Source organism: Dissulfurirhabdus thermomarina, assembly GCF_012979235.1.
In the GTDB taxonomy this organism is placed as follows: domain Bacteria; phylum Desulfobacterota; class Dissulfuribacteria; order Dissulfuribacterales; family Dissulfurirhabdaceae; genus Dissulfurirhabdus; species Dissulfurirhabdus thermomarina.
Genome location: NZ_JAATWC010000010.1, coordinates 16,867 through 34,294, shown reverse-complemented (window position 1 = coordinate 34,294; position 17,428 = coordinate 16,867). Strand labels below are relative to the sequence as shown.

Sequence of the window (17,428 nt, the reverse complement as noted above, 5' to 3'; positions counted from 1 at the left end):
CCCTACCGGACCGGCACGTACCCCGTCTCGCGGACGATCCGCTGGCCCTCGGGCCCCAGGCAGAAGTCCACGAAGGCCTTGGCCAGGCCCCGGGGCGCCCCGTTGGTGTAGAAGCGGAGCGGGCGGGCGATGGGGTAGCTCCCGTCGCGCACGGCGGCCTCGGAGGGCGCCACCGCCGGGGCGGCCGCGTCCTTCCGGATGCGCACGGTCTTCACCCGCCCCTTGGCCTCCACCGCGTAGCCCAGGCCCACGTAGCCGATGGCCCAGCGGTCGGCCGCCGCGGCCTGGACGATGGCCGAGGTGGCGGGCATGAACCGGGCCCGGGGGGTGTAGTCCTCCTTCTGGAGGACGTGCTCCAGGAAGAAGACGAAGGTCCCGGAGCTGTTGTCGCGGGAGAGGACGAGGATGGGGGCGTCGGGGCCGCCCACCTGGTTCCAGCGGGTCACGGCCCCGGTGAAGATCTTCCGAAGCTGCTCCAGGGTGAGGGTGGAGACGGGGTTCGCCGGGTTCACCACCACGGCGATGGCGTCCCGGGCCACCACGGTGGCCACGGGCTGGATCCCGCGCCGGGCGGCCAGCTGGAGTTCCCGGGGCCGGATGGCGCGCGAGGCCGCGCAGATGTCTGTGGTGCCGTTCAGGAGCGCGGCGATCCCCGTGCCCGAGCCCCCGCCCGTGACCGAGACCTCCACGCCCGGGTGGGCCTTCATGAAGGCCTCGGCCCAGGTGCTGGCAAGGTGCACCATGGTGTCGGAGCCCTTCACCGTGAGGTAGCGGGCCTCCTGCCCCGCGCGGGCGGGACCGGCGGCCGCGGCGAGGAGCGCGGCCGCGGCGGCCAGCAGGAACAGTGTCGGGATATGCCTCTTCATGGGTCTTCCCTCCCTTCCGGGTACCGACGGCACCCTCGTTTCTAGATATCGATTGTTAGGATCGTGTTAGGCCGGGATGAGATTCGCGCAAGGGACGGCGACGTCATCAGAACTTCACCTGCCAGACCGCCTGCACCTTGTGCTCGTCGCCCAGGCGGTTTCCGGGGACCGGGGCCTTTCCCTTCCCGCCGCTGTCCCGCCCGTAGTCCGTGGCCTCCCAGGCCAGGAGCAGCATGTTCCCCTTGTGGAAGTCGTAGGAGAGGCCGGCGATCCACATGTCGTAGCCGGCGTCGCGGGCCACCCGGCCGTCGGTGTCGGCGTCGAAGTGGTCGAAGCGGCCGAGGAGGGCCAGGCGCCGGCCGGGCACCGGCATGGCCACCCGGCAGAAGAAGGAATAGCCCCCGGTGTCCAGGGCCCGGCCCAGGGCGTCCACGTAGGTGCCCTGGGCGTTGCCCTCGGTGGTGAAGACCTGGGCCGTGGCGATCACCCACGGGTGCTCGAAGCTCGCCATGCCGAGGTGCACGGCGTAGTCCGGGTACCCGCCCGTGGGGACGAAGGCGGTGTTGCCCTCGCCGCGGATCCCGAGGTAGCTCAGCTGGAACCCCGGGACGAGGTCCGGCAGCGGCCGCAGCGTGAAGCGGCCCTCCAGCACCTTGTTCCCGTTCTTCTCCGAGGCGTGGTAGCCGGAGCCGTTGTAGACGCCGACGTGCCAGCTCCCGTACCGGCCGTCGTAGTGGGGGTTGCCGGTGCGCCGGGCGGCGCCGGCGAGGCGGCCGAGGAACCCGCCCCGGAGGCTCACGCCGATGTCGGCGGAGTTGAAGATCCCGGCCCGCTCGACGGCCATGGTCCCCTGGCACCGGTACGGGTTGACGTGCTCCTCGAAGTCGAGCCAGGGGATGTGGCCCTGGCCGATCTCGAGCTTGAGCCCGGTGAGGGGGCCGAGGTCGCCGGGCCGGATCTCGGCGTAGAGGTACTTGAGGCGAACCTTCCAGTCTTCATCGGCGTCCCGGTGGATGTCGGTGGTGATCCGGGCGCCGAGCCAGGGGGCGAGGGTCTTCTGCACGGTGAGGTAGCCGCGGGTGAGGGTGAAGCGGTTGAAGCTCGTCGAGGCGTCCGCCGGGGCCGCGGCCTCGCCGGCGGCGTAGTCCAGGTAGGCCAGGACCCCCACCTTGAGCCCCTGGAGGGCGGGCGGGAGCTCGGCCGGCGGCGCCGCTTCGGCCTCGCCGCGGATGCGGGCCGCCTCGGAGGGGGTGAGGACCCCCTTGCGGACCAGGGTATCGACCAGGGCATCGTCCGCCGCCCGCGCCGGCGCCGCGGCGGCCGCGAGCACGGCCAGGGCCAGGGCCAGGGCGAGCATGCCCGGGAGCCACTTGGGGAATCGGGGTTTCGGATCGCGCATGGTGTCGTCCCTCCTCTCCCGGGTGCCTCGGCACCCCGAGTTTCAGGACGAGCCTAGCGGGCCCTTGTAAGAGAACGGTTAGGGGCGGGTTAAAAGTCGATGGCGCCGCCTCACCCACGGTGCGGCGGAAGGGACGCGCCGCGTTCCGGCGCCGAGGGACCTCGGGGGCATCCCCGGGGATCACGCCGACAGGAACAAGGCCGTCACGGCCAGGGTCAGGAGGGTGACCGGAACGCCGGTGCGGGCGTGGTTCCGGTAGGTGAAGGCGACCCCGGAACGCGCGGCCGCGTCGGCGACGATGATGTTGGCGATGCTGCCCACGAGCAGGAGGTTGCCCGCCAGGGTGCTGGCCACGGCGAGGATCAGCGGCGCCGCCGGATCGGTGGCCGCGGGTATGAGGAGCATCACCGCCGGGACGTTGGAGACGGCGTTGCTCAAGAGGACGGTGACCGCGAAGAGCCACCCCGGCCGGGAGGGATCCGCGCCGAGCCCCTGGAGCCCTGCCAGCGCCCGGGCGGGAAGACCGGTCTGCTCGAAGGCGTGGTTCACCACGAAGAGGCCGATGAACAGGACCAGGAGCTGCCAATCGACGAGGTTGAGCATGTCCCTCGAGTAGACCCTGCGGCTGGCGAGGAGCACCCCGGCGCCGCCGAGGGCGGCGATCTCCCTGGGGATGCCGGAGAAGAGGAAGAGGGCGAAGAGGACCGAGGCGACCAGGAGCCCCTTGAAGGTCTGCTCGAGGTCGAGAGGCGGGATCCCCGCCGCCGCGGTTTCCGGAACGCTCTTTCCGGGCGTCTCTTCCCAGCGGCCGCGGAACTGGAAGACGATCACCCCCCAGGTGATCAGAAGGCCGGCCGCGGCCGGCAGCGATGCCGCCTCGGCGAAGGCCACGAAATCCAGCCGGAAGCTCTGGCCGATCAGCATGTTCTGGGGGTTGCCGATCAGGGTGGCGGCGGAGCCGATGTTGGCGGCGCAGGCCAGGGCGAGGAGGAAGGGAAGCGGGTCGAGCCGTTGCTTGCGGCAGCCGTCGATGAGCACCGGCGCCATGGCGAGGCAGATGATGTCGTTGCTGAAGACCGCGGAAAGGATGCCGGCCAGGAAGATCACCGCGGCGAGCCACAACGGCGGCGCGAGGCGGAGCTCCGCGGTCTTCCGGGCGCAGAAGGCGTAGAAGCCGCCCAGGCGGAGCTGGGCCGAAACCACCATCATGGCGAACAGCAGGGAGACGGTGGGGATGTCCACCGCCGTGACCGCCTGCCCGAGGGTGGTCCGGCCGGAGGCCACCAGGACGATGGCGCCCAGGAGGGCGATGCCGGTGCGGTCGAGCCGCAGCCTGGGGAACCTGCCCGCCATCATCCCCAGGTAGACGAGGCCGAAGACCCAGGCCTCCAGCGGTCCGGTCACGGAGGTCATGGGGAGAGCCGTTTGGTCAGGATCACCCGGTGGTCGCCGGCGAGATAGAAATCGCGGACCAGCGCCTCCTCCCTGAATCCGTGGGCCAGGTAGAAGGCGCGCGCCGGGGCGTAGGGCGGGCTGCTCGATGTCTCCACCACCACCAGCCGGCCTCCCTGGCCGGCGATCCGCCGTTCCGCCTCCGCCAGGAGCGCCGAGGCCACGCCGCGACGCCGGGCGCGCCGGGCGGTGACCAGCCAGTAGACGTCATGGGTGCCCACGGTGCAGGGGGTGGGACCGTGGCAGATCCAGCCGCAGACACCGATCCCGTCCTCGGCCACCAGGGAATGGTAGCCGGAGGCGGCCCCGCGGCTGATCGCATCCTCGAACACCTCGCGCCCCACCAGGCACTCCTCCGGCCGGAACACCCCGGCTTCGTACAGGATATCCATCACCGCCTCCTGGTCGCCCTTCACCGCCTCGCGCAAGCTGAGGGGCGCCGTGGGGAGCGCGGCGGAGTGCCCTGCCGGGAGGCTTCCCGGAGCGGCCTTCATCGAGGTACGCACCATGGCGGCGACGAAATCGGCGTAAGGGATCTCGCCCGCCTCCAGGGCGGCGGCGAACCCCGCCTCGGGCGAGATGTCCGGGTTGGCGTTCACTTCGAGGACGAAGAGGGCGCCGGTCGCACTCTCGAGCCGCATGTCCACCCGGGCGTATCCCCGGGCGCCGGTCGCCCGAAAGGCGGCCAGGGCGGTCCGCCGCACCAGGGCGGCCGTCCCTTCGTCCAGGGGCGCGGGGAGGATCCGCGGGGTGTTGTGGAAGGCGAACGAGTCTTCTTCCCACTTGGCGCTGTAGTCCACCACCCGCGGGGTTCCCTCGGGAAGGCGGGAGAAGTCGATCTCCGCCAGGGGCAGCACCACCGGCCCCCCGCCCAGGTCCACCACCGAGACGTTCAGCTCCCGGTCGCCCACCAACGCCTCCACCAGCGCCGGTTGGCCGAAACGCTCGTGGACGGCGCCGATGGCATCGTCCAGCCTCCGGCCGGGCCCGTCCACCACCGACTCGTCGGCCCGGATGCCTTCGCTGGCGTCGGCGCGGACCGGCTTGACCAGCAAGGGACCTCGGGGCAGCCTGGCACCGTCCGCCTGGGTGCCGGGAGGGACCACCACCCCGGGGGGGACGGGGATGCCGGCCTCGGCCAGGGCGCCGCGGGTCCAGGCCTTGTCCAGGGTCAGGGCGAGGCAGGCGGTCTCCGAACCGGTGCAGCCGCGTCCCAGGGCCCGGCAGATGGAGGGCACGTGGACGGCGTCCTCCGGCCGGCCGGGAAAGGATTCCACCAGGTTGAAGACCACCGGCTCCTGGCCGGCCTGGAGCAGCGGCAGCACCTCCTCGAGGCGGTCGGCTGGCGCCGTGCGCACGCGAAACCCCTTCCCGGCGAGCGCCCTGGCCACGGCCTCCACCTCGTCGAGGACGCCCCGGTCGCTTTCGGGGGCGTTCTCGCCGGGTCGGTTGTAGAGGATGATGACCCCGGGAAGCGGTTCAGCCGCCATGGCCGAGCCTCTTCCGCGCCGAGGCGACGATGGCGCCGATGAGTTCCCCGTATTCCATGCCGCAGGCGGTGGCGGTCATGGGGAGATCCGAGTGGGTGGGGTGGAGTCCGGGCAGGGGGTTGATCTCGAGAAAGGCGGGGTTGCCGTCCGCGTCGAGGCGGATGTCCACCCGGCCGGCGTCGCGGCACTGCAGGGCGCGGTAGGACGCAAGCGCCAGTTCCTCGACGGCGGGGAGGACCGGATCATGGGTGACCAGGAGGTAATCCACGTACTGTTCGCATTCCTCCTTGACCTTGAAGGAGTAGTCGCCGTCGGGGGCGTCCGGGCGGAGGCGGACTTCCAGGGTCCCCAGGACCCTGGCCTCCCTGCCGGTGCCGAGGATGGAGGTGGTGAACTCCCGGCCGGGGAGATATTCCTCCACCAGCACCGGCTGGCGGAAGGTCTCGAGCAGCCGACCGCAGACGGCGGCCAGCGCCCGGCCGTCGTCCACCCGGCTCGCTCCGTCGATCCCCTTCCCGGTCCCTTCCGCAAGGGGCTTGGCGAAAAGGGGGTAGCCCAGGGAAAGAGGGTCGAGGTCGTCCAGGGAGGCGATCACCCGGGAGGCGGGGGTCGGAAGCCCTGCCGCCCTGATCACCTGCTTGGCCATCTCCTTGTCCAGGGTGAGCGCGCAGGTGAGCGGATCGGAAAAGGTGTAGGGGATCGAGAAAAGCTCCAGCAGCGCCGGGACCTGCGCCTCGCGGCACCGGCCGCCGCGGCCCTCGGCGATGTTGAAGACCAGGTCCCAGCGATGGCCCTGGGCGAGCCGGGCGCACAGGGCCCGGCCGTTGCCGATGCGGTCGACGTCGAAGCCGTTTCCGGCAAGGGCTGCGGCGATGGCGTCGATGGTCTCGGCGGAGTCGAATTCCGCCGCTTCTTCAGGGCTGAGCCCTTCGGCCAGGGCGTCGCTGCGAAGGTCGTAGGCGAAACCGATGACGGGTTTCATAGGAGTCTCCATGGGGAAAAGGGTTTGTTAGCGGATGCGGGAGGCGACGCCGCGGAAGAGCGCCTTGGCCCCCCGCTTGAGGTTGGCGATGCTGTAGCCTCCTTCCTGCACCAGCAGGAGGGGGCGCCTGAGGGAGGCGAGCTTGCGCCCGATCTCCTCAAGAGCCCGGGCGGAAAGGCGGAACGACCCGGTGGGGTCGCCGGCCATGGTGTCGAACCCCAGGCTGACCACGAGGAACTGCGGCGCGAACCGGCCGATCCGCCGGAGGGCCTCATCCAGCGCCGCCAGATAGTCGCGGCCGCCGGTATTCTCCGGCAAGGGCAGGTTGAGGTTGGCCCCCTTCCCTTCCCCCTCGCCGGTTTCGTCGGCAAAGCCGCTGAAGTAGGGATAGGCGTGGTTGGGGTGGCCGTGGATGGAAACGGTGAGCACGTCGCCGCGGCGGTAGAAGATATCCTGGGTGCCGTTGCCGTGGTGGAAGTCGATGTCGAGAACGGCGGTCCGCCCCATGGCGCTCAGCCGGTTGGCGGCGATGGCGCTGTTGTTCATGTAACAGAACCCGCCGAACAGCCTGTGTTCCGCGTGGTGCCCAGGCGGCCTGCAGAGCACGTAGGCCACCGGCGCGCCTTTCAAGATGGCATCGGCGCCGCTCAAGGCGGCGTCCACCGCCTTGCGCGCGGCATCGAAGGCGTTCCGGGTGAGGGGGGTGAAGGTGTCGATGCAGTAGTAGCCGGCGCGGACGGCGAGCTCCCTGGGCCTCCGCTCGGGGCGGCGCACCGGGAAGACGTACGGATAGACCGCCTTGTTCGGCGGCAGCCCCTTGCACACCTTCTTGAGATAGGCGAGGAACTCGGCGTCGTGCACCGCGGTGATGAACTGGTCGCCGTAATGGCGGATGGGCTGCTCCTGGAAGAGTTCCAGGCCTTGGACGGCCTCCGCCAGGGCGTTGACCCTGGTCGGTCGTTCCACGTAGCCGGTGTCATGGACATGGTGGATGATGTGCTCCCGGGTGATGAACAGGGCGAAGGGCTTGGCGAGACGGCCGGTGGCCACCCCGTCCTTCTGCGCGGTGCGCTTGATGTACCGCGGCGGCCGCAGGCGGACCGGGTCGTCGGTAAAGGACTCCACCACCAGCCTGATGTACTTCCGGTCGGTGATGGCGGCGTATTTGCGGGAGAGGATCAACCGTACCGCGGCCTGCGCCTCCTTCCGCCGCAAGGGTGAGGTCCGGCCGAGCCCGTCGAAAAGGAGCATGGGCGCCGGGCCTTCCCCGATGGGGGTCTCGTAGGCGGTGCCCACCACCGGCAGCACGGAATACCGTTCGTAAAAGCGGAGCCGTTTCCGGTTTTCGGCAAGGGTGGCTTCGTCCATGCCGGGCAGGGGGTTGTCGGGGAGCGCCTCGAGGTAGAGGCCGTGACAGCCCACTCCTCGGCAGAACTCCCGCACCGCCTCGTAAAGGGCGCCGCCGACCCCGCCGCCGCGGAGCCCACCCGCCACGGCCATGAAGTCCAGGAAGGCGAAGTGGGCGTCGGTGAAGTGGAGCAGCAGCGCGAACCCCACCACCTTGCCCGTGGGGCGTTCCGCCACCAGCAGCACGGTGCGGTAGCCCGCGCTCAGAGGGTCGTCCAGCCGCTGGGGGATCTGGTCGGCCACCTCGGCAGCACCGCTGAAGTTCGCCAGGAAGAGATCCTGCACCTGGGCGATGGTCCCTTCCTGTCGAAAGGAACTGAAAATCCTTCGGATACGGATCATATCGCCCCCGGTTCAAGAACGGCGTCGGGCCCGCCGGAGGATCCTGGCCGACCTCTCGGGCAGGATCGTGCCGCAGCCGCCGGCGGCGAGATCGAAGACCGTCGGCGCCTCAGCGGCGGTGCCGGCGCAAGGCCCTTGGCCTCCGTTGTCCTGCCGGGGCTCGGGGTAGCTCACCAGCATCCCCTCGAAGTTCCTGAGCACCGTGTGGGTGGGGCTCACGGTGACCACGTAGTTGGGAAGGACCGGGATCTTGCCGCCGCCCCCCGGGGCGTCCACCACGTACGTGGGGATGGCGAGGCCGCTCAGCCGCCCCCGCAGGTATTCCATGATGGCGATACCCTGGCTGATGGAGGTGCGGAAGTGTTCCACCCCCCGGACCAGGTCACACTGGAAAAGGTAGTACGGCCGGACCCGGTTGCGGACCAGGGCGCGGAAAAGGGTCTCGAGCACCTGCGGATCGTCGTTCACCCCCTTGAGGAGGACGGTCTGGTTCCCCACCTGGATGCCGGCGTCCACCAGCCTTGCCAGGGCCTGGCTCGCCGTAGTGGTGAGCTCGTTGGGATGGTTGAAATGGGTGTTCAGCCATATCGGCTGGTACCGGCGGAGCATGGCGGTGAGTTCGTCGGTGATCCGCATGGGGAGGGTGACCGGCGTCCGGCTGCCGATCCGGATGATCTCCACCGACTCCACCGAACGGACGGCCGCCAGGATGGTTTCCAGCCGTTCGGTTGCCATGGTCAGGGGGTCGCCGCCGGAGATGATCACGTCACGGATCTGGGGATTGGCGCGGAGATAGTCGACGATCCTCTTCAGCCGGGACGGGGCGAGGGACCATTCCCGCCGCCCCGCCACCCGCTTGCGGGTGCAGTGGCGGCAATACATGGCGCACATCGAGGTGGCCAGGAGGAGCGCCCGGTCGGCATAGCGGTGGACCAGGCCCGGGACCGCCATGTCGTGGTCTTCCTCCAGGGGGTCGTTCTGGAGAAAGGGAGGGTCGTACAACTCCTCGGGCTGGGGCACGGCCATCCGGTACACGGGGTCGGACGGGTTCCATTCCCGGATCAATGAGGCATAGTACGGCGTGATGGCCAGCGGGAACTTGAGGGCCGCTTCCACCATTTCCGGGACGATATCGATCTCGGGAAATGCGCGGGCCAGCTCGGTCAGGTTGCGGAACCGCCTCTTGAGCTGCCACCGCCAGGAATCCCAGGATTTGGCGCAGAAACCGGCGGGAGAGAGGGAGGAGGTGCGGTTGGCGGAGGGGATGGCCCTGAACGGGCGGAAGGCGGAAGTGGGCGAAGGGGACTTTGCCGCGGCTGTCGACGGAGGTTCGTCGTCCTCGCTTTCCAGGACGCTTGCCTCCGTGGTGGGGCACGGTCTGGCGCCTTTGACTGTGAAGCTTCTGGTCTCTTTCATCGTTTTTTCTGGCCTCTCCAGGACGATGATCTTCGCCCCCCCACGGGGAGGGGATCCTCTCCCCCCATATATGTATCCCCCGCAGAGAAAGCAAGAAGATTTTGCAGGGGGACAAAAAAAACGGGGAGAGCTCGCCGGCCGGCGGCGGGATTGTATAACTTGATATTTTTACATCAAAAGTCATCCACTCTTCGGCGACCCCGCCGGCGTGCCGCCCCGGCAGGACGGCGGCGATCCCGGCCACAGGATCGGCAAGCACCCGGGAGCGTTCCAGCTGCGGGTGACGGCGGCAGCCTCGTCCCCGCCGGCGCCGCCCTGGCCGAGGGTCCCTCCCGCCGGAGCGCCGCCAACCCCTTGGCGCCCAGGTATTTCGGACGCAGCAGTCAGCGCCGCATCGGGGGCTCCCGGGCGTCGCAGGTCCGGGCGGGCCGTGCCGCGGCACCTCGAACCGCCCGGGACCCCATGGATTTCGGAGGCACCCACCCCGATCCCCCTCCCCGGGGCGGCGCCCGATTTTTTTATTGACTTGTTTTTAACGGAAAATTATTCTCCAAAACTAGGTTCCGGAAACGAGGAGGAGGACCGCCGCTCCATTGGGAGACCCCCGGACAAGACTGGAAGCGATGCTCGCGCGGTTGCGGGAGCGCAAGTTCCGCATCACGCCCCAGCGGCTGGCGGTCCTCAAGATCCTCTCCGAGAGCCGAGGCCACCCCGGTGTCGAGGCCATCTACAGGCAGGTGCAAAGGGACTTCCCCACCACCAGCCTGGCCACCATCTACAAGACGATCTCGCTTTTGAAGGAACTGGGCGAGGTGCTGGAACTGGGGTTCCCCGAGGGGGGAAACCGCTATGACGGGAACAGACCCTATCCGCACCCCCACGTGGTCTGCATCCGGTGCCGGAAGATCATGGACCTGGACCTGGCAGGCTTCGAAGGGCTCAGCCGGGAGGTGAGCGCGAAGACCGGGTTCAGGATCGTCAACCACCGCGTGGACTTCTTCGGCATCTGCCCGGAATGCCAAGAGAAAAACCGGAAGTCAGTGCTGCCTTGAGCCCTATGATCGAGAACGATTATCTGGAGAATTTATTTCTTTTTGAGGTGTTGGTGGTCTTTGCGGCCGTGCAGGCGAAGATGTAACGGCCGGGAAAGCGGGCGCGGCCCGGGACGAGCCCTCGGTCCGAGGGGAACAAGGAGGGAGCCATGGAAGAGAAGACCCAAAATGTCAGGAAGAAGAGGTGGATCACGGACTGGTGGCCAAACAGGTTGAACCTCAAGGTGCTGCGGCAGAAGTGCCCGGATTCCAACCCCTACGGGCCGGAATATGACTACAGGAAGGAATGCGGGCAACTGGACCTGGCAGCCGTCAAGAAGGACCTCCAGGAGCTCATGACCCAGTCCCAGGACTGGTGGCCGGCGGATTTCGGCCACTACGGGCCCCTCTTCATCCGCCTGGCCTGGCACAGCGCGGGCAGCTACCGGATCCACGACGGCAGGGGCGGGGCCAGGGGCGGCGGGATCCGCTTCGCCCCCCGCATCGATTGGCCGGACAACATCAGCCTGGACAAGGCCGTCCGTCTGCTCTGGCCCGTGAAGCGGAAATACGGCCGGAAGCTGTCCTGGGCCGACCTCATCGTGCTCGCCGGCAACGCGGCCCTGGAATCCATGGGCGTCAAGGTCATCGGCTTCGCCCTGGGGCGCGAGGACGCCTGGGAACCGGACGAGGGGGCGGACTGGGGCCCGGAAGAGGAGATGCTCACCGGCAAGGAGCGCTTCAAGGGAGGGGGCCTGGAGAAGCCCTTCGCCGCCACGGAGATGGGCCTGATCTACGTGAACCCGGAGGGCCCCGGGGGCCATCCCGACCCCGTGGCCTCCGCCGAGGAGATCCGGGTGGCCTTCGGGCGCATGGGCATGGACGACGAGGAGACCGTGGCCCTGATCGCCGGCGGGCACGCCTTCGGCAAGTGCCATGGTGCGGCCGAGGACATCCACCTGGGGCCGGACCCCGCCTCATCGCCCCCGGAACAACAGGGCCTGGGCTGGAAGTTCGACTACAAGACCGGCAAGGGGCCGGACACCTTCACGTCCGGGTTCGAGCTTGCCTGGTCGCCCACCCCCACGCGTTTCGGCGTCCAGTACCTCCACCTGCTCTTCAACAACGAGTGGGAACTGACCAAGAGCCCGGCGGGCAAGCAGCAGTGGGTGGCCAAGGACGCGCAGGCCGTCGTTCCCGACGCCCACGACCCGCAGAAGAAGCACCCGCCCATGATGCTCACGGCCGACCTGGCCCTGCGGTTCGACCCGGTCTACTCCGAGATCGCCCGGCGGCTCCTGAAGAACCCCGAGGAATTCGAGGCGGCCTTTGCAAAGGCCTGGTTCAAGCTCATCCACAGGGATCTCGGGCCCCGCTCCTGCTACCTCGGTCCCGAGGTGCCCGAGGAGGTCTTCGTCTGGCAGGATCCCCTGCCCGAGCGCGTTCACGAACCGATCGATCAGGACGACATCCGGGCGCTGAAAAGGGAGATCCTGGCCTCGGGCCTGGATGTGGCCCGGCTCGTCTACACGGCCTGGTCCGCGGCCGCCACCTACAGGGATTCGGACAGGCGCGGGGGGGCCAACGGCGGCCGTCTCCGCCTCGCCCCCCAGAAGGACTGGGCGGTCAACCACCCCCAGGACCTGGCCAAGGTGCTCTCCGTCTACGAGGGCATCCAGGAGAGGTTCAACGAAAGGGCGCGGGGGGGCAAGGGGGTCTCCATGGCGGACCTCATCGTGCTGGGCGGGTGCGCCGCTGTGGAGGCTGCGGCCAGGAAGGCCGGGGTTGAGATCACCGTGCCCTTCGCCCCGGGAAGGGTGGACGCGGGCCGGGACCAGACGGACGAGGCCTTCTATTCGGCCATGGAGCCTTCGGCCGACGGATTCCGCAACTACTGGCAGGATCGGGGCCCCGTCGCCGAGGACGATGTCTTGGGCACGCCGGAGTACTGCCTGGTGGACAAGGCCCAGCTCCTCACCCTCACCGTGCCCGAGATGACCGCCCTGGTGGGCGGGCTGCGGGTCCTGGGGGCCGTGTACAACTACGAAAAACACGGGGTCCTCACCGCCGCACCCGGCACCCTCACCAACGACTTCTTCGTCAATCTCCTGGACATGGGAACGGAATGGAAACCCGCCGACGACCGGCACCACCTCTACAACGGCTACGACAGGAACACGGGCGGGTTGAAGTGGACGGCGACCCGGGTGGACCTGGTCTTCGGCCACCACGACGAGCTGCGGGCCGTGGCCGAGGTCTACGGTGCCGCAGACGGCCGGGAAAAACTGGTCCACGACTTCGTGGCCGCGTGGGACAAGGTCATGAACCTGGACCGCTTCGACCTGAAATAGCCCCCGACGTGTGCACGGGATGGGCGGGGCTCGGCCGCCCACCGTGCACCGTGGCGCCCGCTCCCGCCCTGCCTCTGGGGTGTCCGGGGCGCCCCGCCCGGGCGCCAGGGAGGCGCCTAGTCCGCGCAGGCGGGGAGGTGCGGCCCGTCGCGGCGTGCACGTCTTCGTCGAACGCTGGCCGGTCCGTGCCGCCGCCGTCTTTCCCCCACGGGCCGCCGGCGCAGACAGGCCGAAGATGTACTTCGATCCCCGGCCTGCACAACGCCGAGCCACGCCGTGGGCCCGTCCTCGTCGCGGAGGGAGCGTGTCATGCCCGTATCGCTGTCCATCGCCCTGGCCCTCCTGCTCGGCGCCTCCGGCGGCGTCTTGCTGCTGCACCACCGGCGCGCCGCAGCCGAGCGGCTCTTCCTGCTCCTCTTCACCGATGGCTGCCTCGCCGGCCTCGAAATTCCTGGGACACCTTGCCTATTGCTCTTCTTCTGACGCCCTGGCTTCCGGCGTCTCAAACCCGACCGGTTAGGTTTTCAAGACGGGCCACAAAATCCTCATCCCCCACGGAGCGGCCTGTCCTTTCGTGGCCATGAAACCCCGAAAAAGCTCCTCCTCACCGCCAAATGCCCCCGATACCCCTCTTGAGTGGCTCACGACATGGGGCGGGCTTATCCTGTCGTAATCCCTTCAGTAATCAGGTCAATTCCTTCTATAAGCTGCTTCGTCGTTTAGGTTTCTTGCTCGACGGGTCGTAATCCCTTCAGTAATCAGGTCAATTCCTTCGAAAGAGACGCGGCAAGAGATCATCGCCGCGTCAACGTCGTAATCCCTTCAGTAATCAGGTCAATTCCTTCTTGTCGCAATAAACGGGAGAGTCGGCGGAGTATATGAGTCGTAATCCCTTCAGTAATCAGGTCAATTCCTTCCGCGAGTTTCGTTCGTCAATATCTCAAGAAAGGAGCGTCGTAATCCCTTCAGTAATCAGGTCAATTCCTTCAGTAAGAACTAGTAGGCTCAATCCGTTCGAGGATTTTGGTCGTAATCCCTTCAGTAATCAGGTCAATTCCTTCACCGGTGACAGGTATGCGAACCTATACGTGAAAGGAGGTCGTAATCCCTTCAGTAATCAGGTCAATTCCTTCCAGAAAAGGAGGGCATAAAAAATGAAACAGGTTCTAGAGTCGTAATCCCTCATCGGAGGTTACCCGATCGACCCTAAAGCGGCCTTTGTGACCCCTCCGGCCAATGCCTATTTCTCCCATACGCATCACAGAAAAGACGATATGTGGACGAAACCGAAGTGCAGGCCCAAAAATCAACAAACTGAAAGAAAAGATGTCGCCAGCCGCAAAACTCGTCCGGCCATCTAGAGGGGGCTCCAAGACATAGGGTGAGGTCCCCTGCGCCCCTCCTGGATCTTCCCCTCCAGACCCCGCTGAACAGACGTTTTCAAAGACCAAAGCATAGCAACACGCCGACGCCAAAGGGCATTCCGGACAAGGCTTTCGAGGCAATGCACACGTCAGCTGTTTAAGCGCCCGCCCGAAAAGCCCTCTCAGGGCCGATCCCTTGAAAGGGGGCAAAGCGCACGCTTCCCGGAACGTGCATGTAAACTGGAATCGTTGAATATCCATGGCCATCCTCCCCGAAAGCCACAGGAATATCTGTGAGTGTAGGGTACTCCCTCCCTCCGGGGTGTGCCGCCTTCGCCACGTTGCTTGACTCCGCCGGCTGGAGAAACCGATCCGATAGATTCGGTACCCCGACAGAGTGAAGACCCTGGGCTACTAGAAAACAAACCCACCCCCACCCGGCCTTCTTTTTTTATAGCCCCAAGCCCCCTCCCTGAGAATCCGCCTTCCTCCCCCCCACCACCCCCGTCCCCCTCGGCCGGCGACCCTCCCCTCTCTTTCCTTCTATAGCACCGGGCAGGGCCCCTGGTTCACCTTTTAGAAAAAGAGCGTCAGGTCTAGGGGCGGGACGGGGTCGCCCTCCTGGTAGATCCAGACGTTCTCGGCCCCGGAAAGGAGCTTCCCCAGCACCTCGAACCCCCCGCCCCGCGCCCCCTTGGCGTTGTGCACGTCCCTTCCGTAGATCTCGAACCAGCCGTCGCCGTCCTCGAAGACCAGGTAGATGTGCCGGGTGCCCCAGCTGGGCATCCGGGCCACCACCACCGCCTTGATCCGCTCGCCGACGATCTCCCTGAGGTGCATGTTGATGGACATGGCCGAACCTCCCGGGTGGTCTCTCCCCTCTCTGTTATCTTTAGTAGCACAGCCGGGTGGTCATGGAGTGAGCGCCCGGCGGCGGGGCTGGCCCGCCGCGACAGCCGGTGCTCCGAAACAACCGCTTCCGGCGGTCAGCGCCGCTGCCTTCGCCGCCAAGGCCGCCGCCCAGGCCCGCGGCACCCTCCAGGCAGAGCTCGAAAGGGCGGCCCCCTCGCCCTGGCCGACCTGGAGACCGCCGCCATCGCCCCGGCCCAACGACCTGACCCTGCCCGGCGGCGACACCGGCCGCTTCGGCCGGATTCCGGGCCTGCGCCTTACAAACCGGCCGGCGTGAGCGGCCCCCGCCCGGCCCGTCTTGCCCGGCGGGCCCTTTTGGGGCATAAAGGAGGGGATGGAGGCCCCGGCGTGAGCATCCTGGAACGCATCTACGAATTCCACCACCAGGTCCGAAAGGGCCGCTACCCCAACGCCCGGAGCCTGGCCGACCAGTTCGAGGTCTCCCTCTCCACGGCCCGCCGCGACATCGACTACCTGCGCGACCGCCTGCTGGCGCCCCTGGCCTTCGACCGGGTCCGGAACGGGTACCGGTACGAGGGCGGGGGGTTCCGCCTCCCCTTCGACGACACCCAGCGGGTGCTCCTCTTCCTGGCCCTCCTCGAGCGCATGGCCGAGGAGACGGGGCTCTCGTGCCTGGAGGAGGTCCAGCGCCTCCGCCGCCGGCTGGGAACGCTCCTCCAGCGCGACCAGGCCCACCTCCTCGAGCGCCTCCACTGCGAGTTCGTGGAGGTGGAGCCGGCGGACCCGGAGGTGATGGATCGGGTGCTCACCGCCCTCCTCGAGGACCGCCCCCTGGCCATCCGCTACGCCGACCCCAAGGGCCGGCGGACGGAACGGGTCATCGAGCCCCACCTCCTCATCACCTACCAGGGCCGCTGGTACACCCTGGCCCGGTGCCGGCTGCGGGACGAGATGCGGATCTTCCTCCTCTCGCGCATCACCGAGGCGCGGCCGGAAAAGGGCCGCTTCGCCCCGGACATCGAGGCGGCCCGGGCCCTCCTCGGGAAGAGCTTCGGGATCTTCAAGGGCCCGCCGCGCCACCGGGCCCGCGTCCGCTTCACCGGGGACGCCGCCGAGGTGGTCCGCCGCCAGCGCTGGCACCAGGACCAGGTGCTGGAGGACACGGGGGACGGGGGCGCCGTGGTCCTCACCGTGCCCGTGGCGCCGGACTACACGGAGTTCCTCATGAAGGTCCTCCAGTTCGGGGCCCGGGCCGAGGTGCTGGAACCGCCCGAGATCCGCGCGGCCGCCGCCCGCGAGGCGGCGGCCCTGGCCCGCGTTTACGGCGGGGGGGGAGGCCGGGCATGAGGGCGCCCCTCGCCCTGGCCTGCGCCCTGGCGCTGGGCGCCGCCGGCGGCGGGCCCGCCGCGGCGGCCGCGGACCGCCACGAGTGGCGCTCGGAGGCCGCCGTGGCCCACATCCGCTACGCCGAGCCCGGGGTCATGAAGGAACGCGGGATGTTCTACGGCCTCTCCGGCGGCTACACCTACCGGCGCGCCCTCTTTCTCCGCACCGAGGCCCGCGCCCTCTACGGCCGGGTGGACTACCGGAACTCGGGTTCCATCGACGACATCGACGACTACCTCATCGAGGCCCGCCAGCTCGTGGGCATCGACCTGGAGCCCGGGGGCGGGGCCCACCTCACGACCTTCGCCGGCATCGGCTACCGCTACCTCCAAGACGACGCGGGGGGCCGCCTCTCCTCCACCGGGGCCCTGGGCTACGAGCGCGAGTCCCACTACCTCTACAGCCCCGTGGGCCTCGAGCTCACCCTCCCCCTGGACGACACCTGGTCCCTCCGGGCCGAGGCGGAATACGACTTCTTCTGGCGGGGACGCCAGGAGAGCCACCTGAGCGACGCGGACCCGGGCTACGGGGACATCGACAACCGGCAGGACCACGGCTACGGCGTGCGGGGGGCCCTCACCCTGGCGGCGCGGCTCCGGCGCGTGCGCCTGGCGCTCACCCCCTACGCGGCCTACTGGCGGGTGAGACGTTCCGACCTCGAGCTCCTCACCTACTACGGCACGGTGGTGGGCTTCGGCTACGAGCCCGAGAACGAGTCCACGGAAATCGGGGTGCGGCTGGGCATCCGCTTCTGATGGCGTCCGGCGCGGACCTTCACTGCTGGCGCTGCGGCGCCCCCGTGGCCGACCTCCCCCTGCCCCTCGGCCGCCGGGCGGAGTGCCCGGCCTGCGGGGCGGACCTCCACTGCTGCCGGATGTGCGCCGCCCGCGATCCCGGCGCCGGCCGGGGCTGCCGGGAGCCCAACGCCGAGGCCGTCCGCGACCCCGAGCGCGCCAACTTCTGCGACTGGTTCCGGCCGGGCGCGGCCGGGGAGGCCGGCACCGACGGGGCGGCCGACGCCGCCCGCGCGGCCCTGGAGGCCCTCTTCCGGAAGGGCTGAGCGGCCCGC

Annotated in this window: 14 protein-coding genes and 1 CRISPR repeat array; of the genes, 6 read left to right on the top strand and 8 right to left on the bottom strand. The window is 68.5% G+C overall.

The features are described 5' to 3' along the window. Positions 1–2: 2 nt before the first annotated feature. From HCU62_RS10270 to HCU62_RS10240, 7 genes are all read right to left on the bottom strand, one after another. Entirely contained in the window at positions 3–866 is an 864-nt protein-coding gene (locus HCU62_RS10270; protein WP_163298526.1) for a phosphate ABC transporter substrate-binding protein, read from the bottom strand. Between the two features lie 106 nt (positions 867–972). Beyond that, positions 973–2,265: a hypothetical protein gene (locus HCU62_RS10265; RefSeq protein WP_163298527.1), complete on the bottom strand. Its 1,293-nt coding sequence runs from the start codon at positions 2,263–2,265 to the stop codon at positions 973–975. Positions 2,266–2,445: 180 nt separating this feature from the next. Continuing rightward, positions 2,446–3,678: an anion transporter gene (locus HCU62_RS10260; protein ID WP_163298528.1), complete on the bottom strand. Its 1,233-nt coding sequence runs from the start codon at positions 3,676–3,678 to the stop codon at positions 2,446–2,448. Next, positions 3,675–5,207 carry a GNAT family N-acetyltransferase gene (locus tag HCU62_RS10255; RefSeq protein ID WP_163298529.1) on the bottom strand — a complete coding sequence of 511 codons (1,533 nt, stop codon included), beginning with the start codon at positions 5,205–5,207 and terminating at the stop codon, positions 3,675–3,677. The genes HCU62_RS10260 and HCU62_RS10255 overlap by 4 nt, the downstream gene beginning before the upstream one ends. Continuing rightward, entirely contained in the window at positions 5,197–6,189 is a 993-nt protein-coding gene (locus tag HCU62_RS10250) for a D-alanine--D-alanine ligase family protein (RefSeq protein WP_246325457.1), read from the bottom strand. The genes HCU62_RS10255 and HCU62_RS10250 overlap by 11 nt, the downstream gene beginning before the upstream one ends. 27 nt (positions 6,190–6,216) lie before the next feature. Next, positions 6,217–7,881 carry a histone deacetylase family protein gene (locus HCU62_RS10245; RefSeq protein ID WP_309474790.1) on the bottom strand — a complete coding sequence of 555 codons (1,665 nt, stop codon included), beginning with the start codon at positions 7,879–7,881 and terminating at the stop codon, positions 6,217–6,219. 69 nt (positions 7,882–7,950) lie between these two features. Then, a complete protein-coding gene (locus HCU62_RS10240) occupies positions 7,951–9,204 on the bottom strand; it encodes a KamA family radical SAM protein (protein ID WP_425484853.1) in 1,254 nt (417 codons plus the stop codon). A gap of 773 nt (positions 9,205–9,977) precedes the next feature. Here HCU62_RS10240 and HCU62_RS10235 point away from each other — a divergent pair. The 3 genes from HCU62_RS10235 (at position 9,978) to HCU62_RS10225 (ending at position 13,219) form a co-directional block, all read left to right on the top strand. After that, a complete protein-coding gene (locus HCU62_RS10235; RefSeq protein ID WP_246325456.1) occupies positions 9,978–10,406 on the top strand; it encodes a Fur family transcriptional regulator in 429 nt (142 codons plus the stop codon). Between the two features lie 149 nt (positions 10,407–10,555). Continuing rightward, positions 10,556–12,736 (top strand): catalase/peroxidase HPI, encoded by a 2,181-nt coding sequence (katG, locus tag HCU62_RS10230; protein ID WP_169755607.1) that lies wholly within the window; start codon positions 10,556–10,558, stop codon positions 12,734–12,736. 309 nt (positions 12,737–13,045) lie between these two features. Next, positions 13,046–13,219 carry a hypothetical protein gene (locus HCU62_RS10225; protein ID WP_163299909.1) on the top strand — a complete coding sequence of 58 codons (174 nt, stop codon included), beginning with the start codon at positions 13,046–13,048 and terminating at the stop codon, positions 13,217–13,219. A gap of 183 nt (positions 13,220–13,402) precedes the next feature. Next, positions 13,403–13,869: direct repeats of the CRISPR family, unit length 35 nt; unit sequence GTCGTAATCCCTTCAGTAATCAGGTCAATTCCTTC. An 807-nt stretch (positions 13,870–14,676) separates the two neighbouring features. Here the strand turns inward: HCU62_RS10225 and HCU62_RS10220 are convergent. Continuing rightward, entirely contained in the window at positions 14,677–14,952 is a 276-nt protein-coding gene (locus HCU62_RS10220) for a hypothetical protein (protein WP_163298826.1), read from the bottom strand. Between the two features lie 408 nt (positions 14,953–15,360). Between HCU62_RS10220 and HCU62_RS10215 the strand changes: the two genes are divergently transcribed. The 3 genes from HCU62_RS10215 to HCU62_RS10205 are packed head-to-tail and all read left to right on the top strand — an operon-like array spanning position 15,361 to position 17,419. Next, positions 15,361–16,320, top strand: a complete 960-nt coding sequence (locus HCU62_RS10215) for a helix-turn-helix transcriptional regulator (protein WP_163298827.1) — start codon at positions 15,361–15,363, stop codon at positions 16,318–16,320. After that, a complete protein-coding gene (locus HCU62_RS10210; protein ID WP_163298828.1) occupies positions 16,317–17,114 on the top strand; it encodes a hypothetical protein in 798 nt (265 codons plus the stop codon). The genes HCU62_RS10215 and HCU62_RS10210 overlap by 4 nt, the downstream gene beginning before the upstream one ends. Next, the gene (locus HCU62_RS10205; protein WP_246325455.1) at positions 17,114–17,419 is read left to right on the top strand and encodes a hypothetical protein; all 306 of its coding nucleotides are present in this window, start codon (positions 17,114–17,116) and stop codon (positions 17,417–17,419) included. The genes HCU62_RS10210 and HCU62_RS10205 overlap by 1 nt, the downstream gene beginning before the upstream one ends. The last annotated feature ends 9 nt before the right edge of the window (positions 17,420–17,428 follow it).